The organism is Vibrio owensii CAIM 1854 = LMG 25443, assembly GCF_000817815.1.
Taxonomy (GTDB): domain Bacteria; phylum Pseudomonadota; class Gammaproteobacteria; order Enterobacterales; family Vibrionaceae; genus Vibrio; species Vibrio owensii.
Genome location: NZ_JPRD01000084.1, coordinates 1 through 4,238 on the forward strand (window position 1 = coordinate 1; position 4,238 = coordinate 4,238).

Genomic DNA, 4,238 nt, shown 5'->3' on the forward strand with positions numbered 1-4,238 from the left:
GGTGGTTTAGGGCTGAAAATAAAATCCGCTGCAAAGCAGCTTTCTCACTTTTGAGATCTAAGATTTTGTAGGTCTCCATTTTTCAAATACCCCATAGAATATCATTAACTTTCAAAGAATTATAATAATTAAATGCAAGTTTAATTATTGAGGAAAATGACATAATGACAACAAATATTAGCCAGTCTTTGCATATTAAATTACTAGGAATTCAACAAAATGTCGTGCCTACTGGATACAAATCTTGGCTACATTTTTGGGAAACTCAATTAAATATCTCAGCGAGCGAATGTATTGTTGTAGGTTGCAATAAACGCGCTGTGCATGGAAGAGAAGTTGTAATTGGCAGTTCAGCTTACATTATTCCGTTATGTAAAATTTTTATTCTTGTCGACGAAAAGCAAGATATTGCGATTTCACGATTTGTTGCCGTTCCAATACCTAAGAGTTGAAATGTCAGAAAAAATTGAAATAGAAATATTAGAAAAGTATCGAAGAAATGAAAGGTTATGTCTGACAGTTGATGTTCTTAATTCATACACAGAATATGGCATGTACTATGTTTCATTTTCTATCGAAGAAAAACTAAATCAAACTACCATACAATTTTTTTATGATTTGTACAGCAAACAAAAAATAGTAAATATAAAAGCTATCGAAGATAATATTACTTTCTCTTTTGGCTTATGTACAGAACACATATTTGATTCTCAAAGCTACTGCTTTCAATTCACATCTAGGAGCAACTAACTAAATGTATATAAGAAATAGCAATGTAAAACTGCACTACAGCCGCGAAAGTCTTCTAGATTATTGGGAAAGTACTCTAGGTATAAAGGCAAATTATTGCGTATCAGTCACCTGTTTTCAAAAAGAAGTCGAATGTTCAGTGGTAACTATCGGTTTATGCCCAGATTAAAATTTTGCCCCATTTCTATACATAATTCCTTTTTGTTCTAGCTGTAGAAATATTTCAGAAGAACACACTATTCAAATAGAAGATTTCATGGCGATACCTTTACCCAAGACCTCTCAATGCAATGGAGGTAATTAATGAAAAAGCTACTTATAGCAACAATGATTTCAACCTCAATCGCTTTAACTTGTTATCAGTCCACCGGACAACAACTAGATCCAACTCAATTGACTATGAATAAAAAAATGGTGTCTATGGAACGCGGTGTAGTGCTTATGTATGACGACGTTAAAGTTAAAGGTACACAAGTAGGTGCAGCAGTTGCGTTGATCGGTTTGGCGGCAATGGCTATATCGGAAGCAAACGAGCAACCTTTTGCTGGAAATACTCCAATCAGCTATGGACAATCCAGCGATCCGCAACTGGTACGCCGTTCAGTCAGCTAATACCAAATGCGAACGTTCGTACTTTACCAAAGTCAGAATAAACCTTTATAGACCAAGTATTAAATAGTACTTAAGGCACGATTGGATAAGGAAATTGGCGCGTTCATCATTGACACCAAGACTATCGAGCTATGGCGCGACGTTAAGGAGGAAGATGCAGAAGCTTACCTCAACCGTGAGATTGAGAAACGTGGCTATCACCTAAGCGCTGCGCATTACTTAGCTGTCATTGGTAAGACTCGTTTTTACTGGATATTCCATAACAAGTTGAAAGGCTATGAATGGGAAGTGATCATGGAAGCAAGCGAAGACTATCTTATATTAGGTAAGTTTTATAGAAACAAAGCATTACACTCGATAGCAGAATTAATACTAACGGGACAATACCCTCCCCCGTAACTCAACCGCTAACAGCGGACGGAAAACCCACACCTTTGGTGAGCAAGGACTTCGCAGATTAGAAGCTTATCAAATGGCTCAAAAAGAACATTCGCAAGGTGGCTATCATGAATAATCGCACTCCAGTTAAATCCAATAACATACCAGCGATAAAAGAAATGTTAACTATATCGGTGATCATTGAAGGTACTTGATTTTCTCCGAAGAGAGGATAATGCTAGCAGCTATGAAAGTTACTCTGAACAATGAACAAAAGCAGGCACTCAAAAACCAACACGGCACGATTCATGATGGACGAGTTCGTGACCGTATAAAAGCGGTTATCCACGCTAGTTATGGTTGGAGTCCCGAGGAAATTGCTGACGCTCTTCTTATTCATGAATCCACTGTTCGGCAACCGAATAAGCTCAAGCCTGAAAATGGCGGTTCACAAAGCGACCTATCTGACCATCAAACTCAGGAGTTGCTCCAGCACCTAACCGAAAATACATACCATCATTCACACGAAATTGTTGCTTATGTGCTGGAGCACTATCAGGTACGCTACAGTGTTCCTGGCATGAATAAATGGCTTCATCACAACGGTTTCAGCTACAAACAATCCACAGGTACCCCACACAAGTTTGATGAGGATAAACAGCAAGCGTTTGTTGACTCGTATGAAACCCTAAAAGCGAGTTGTGGTAAGGAGGAATCGATAGTCTTTATCGATGCTGTCCATCCAACGCTTTCGACAAAAATCTCGCATAACTGGATACGAACTGGACAAGATAAAAACCTAAAAACGACAGGTAACCGTAGCCGACTTAACCTTATTGGGGGACTAAACCTATCAGACATCGGAGCGACCGTTGTCGGCCATTACGAAAGTATTAACAGAGAAAATGTTGTTCGATTTTTATACAAACTGAGAGAGCGCTATCCATTAGAAAATAAGCCTTATTATCTCCCGCCATACAACCTAAATCTTAATCCTATAGAGCGGCTTTGTCTCGGAATAATGTTTACTTCAAAAGCAAACGAGACTTCAAGATAGCAATAGACGAATTTTTTTAGTGTGACTCTTCCAGAGATCGCAGGTTCTTTGCTGTCTCGAATCAATGACAATTTTCAGGAGTTCAAGCGAGCATCTTCAAGTTAACTGGGTATAATAGGCTAAGCGAAGTAGACATAGAAGCCTTACTGCCGAAACACATTACCGTTGAAAGATTTATCCAAGTTGCAGCTATAGCTTGTATGAAAAATCTACGCCTGAAAGAAGCAACCCAAATTGCCAATAAAATATATAGTAAAGATGAATTAAAAAGATCATCACTTTCTATAAACTAAAGTGTAGAGCTTTGAGTTTTTCAATTAAAAGTTAGCTCTCACCATTTGATCTCCTTTCAATATTTACATCAATCCAGCCAAACCTAACATTAGTACCATTTATTGTTGGCTCTAATCCATGCTTAGTTTTTATATAACGCAAAAACTCATTCGAAAATACAGGTTCTTTCCCCGACCACTCAACCTTATGAGTTCCCTTATCATTTATAATATGAACTGCATGGTATTCACTATTCAGTGTTGTTAACTTATATATATAGGTGGCGATTATTTTTCTTGCACCATTAGACATGTCTTTAGTTTATCTTACTAACCAAAAGATCGTCACTTATAAATTAACAAACAACTATTTTCATCATCAAAATATAAGTTTTCATTGATTTTAAACATAAAATGGCACAACATCACGCTCAAGCGTTCAAAAACCACCAAAGGCATAAATGAATGAAATACATAACGCCACAAAGCATTCATCGCGATTTCTTTTATTTTTATATAAACTCTAAACACAGTACAAAACGTGACTATGACAAAGAATTAGTAAAAAAAATATGTCTGTTGATTACTGATGGATTTGATCCATTAGTCTGGGATGCATACAACGCACCAAAAAGCCAGTCTAGAGAGGCAATTCTTAACCTAATTGGACATTTCGTCGAATCAGCGGGGGTTGCACTATCAGATCCGACTTATATTCTTTCGGCTGTAGATGCATGTAAACATGGACACAACCTTAATATAGAATTTCCATCTATCTACACTACTGTTTTTGGACAAGAGTTTGCAGACATACACAGCAAAAGATATGGTCATTTGACCGATTGTCATTTTGACGATGAGTTTCCTTTCACGGTCGCATCGGAGGAAGTTTTCCTGCCAAACATTCGCGGTTACAAACTAAATCTTAATGTTCAACATTTGCAACGCTATCAAGCAACTCGTAATAAACAAGCCATAGCTTTACAAGGTATGTTTTTTAATGGCGCAGCGTTTAAACTATTAGTATCTGTTAGGCAAATGAGTGGTGGGGACACCTTAAGTTATAAATTCAAAGCCAAACGTTGCCACCTAGAGCATAAAGTTAATGGATTAAACGCTTTATTCGATATAACATCATAATCCTACGTTAGTAAATTACCACCTTCTAA

The 4,238-nt window shown here is 37.2% G+C and carries 6 protein-coding genes and 1 pseudogene; 6 read left to right on the top strand and 1 reads right to left on the bottom strand.

The features are described from left to right. Nucleotides 1-164 precede the first annotated feature (164 nt). From H735_RS28890 to H735_RS28910, 5 genes and pseudogenes are all read left to right on the top strand, one after another. Nucleotides 165-452: a hypothetical protein gene (locus H735_RS28890; protein WP_020198170.1), complete on the top strand. Its 288-nt coding sequence runs from the start codon at nucleotides 165-167 to the stop codon at nucleotides 450-452. 1 nt (nucleotide 453) lies between these two features. Further along, nucleotides 454-750 carry a hypothetical protein gene (locus H735_RS28895; protein ID WP_020198171.1) on the top strand — a complete coding sequence of 99 codons (297 nt, stop codon included), beginning with the start codon at nucleotides 454-456 and terminating at the stop codon, nucleotides 748-750. Between the two features lie 303 nt (nucleotides 751-1,053). Then, a complete protein-coding gene (locus H735_RS28900) occupies nucleotides 1,054-1,362 on the top strand; it encodes a hypothetical protein (protein WP_020198172.1) in 309 nt (102 codons plus the stop codon). A gap of 81 nt (nucleotides 1,363-1,443) precedes the next feature. Next, nucleotides 1,444-1,761 (top strand): hypothetical protein, encoded by a 318-nt coding sequence (locus H735_RS28905; RefSeq protein ID WP_020198173.1) that lies wholly within the window; start codon nucleotides 1,444-1,446, stop codon nucleotides 1,759-1,761. A 226-nt stretch (nucleotides 1,762-1,987) separates the two neighbouring features. Beyond that, nucleotides 1,988-2,902, top strand: a pseudogene (locus tag H735_RS28910) (IS630 family transposase). 219 nt (nucleotides 2,903-3,121) lie between these two features. Here the strand turns inward: H735_RS28910 and H735_RS28915 are convergent. Then, complete coding sequence (locus H735_RS28915) at nucleotides 3,122-3,382, bottom strand: hypothetical protein (protein ID WP_020198089.1); 261 nt, start codon at nucleotides 3,380-3,382, stop codon at nucleotides 3,122-3,124. Nucleotides 3,383-3,534: 152 nt separating this feature from the next. On the opposite strand from H735_RS28915, the gene H735_RS28920 reads away from it, so the two are divergent. After that, nucleotides 3,535-4,209 carry a hypothetical protein gene (locus H735_RS28920; RefSeq protein ID WP_020198090.1) on the top strand — a complete coding sequence of 225 codons (675 nt, stop codon included), beginning with the start codon at nucleotides 3,535-3,537 and terminating at the stop codon, nucleotides 4,207-4,209. Nucleotides 4,210-4,238: the final 29 nt, after the last annotated feature.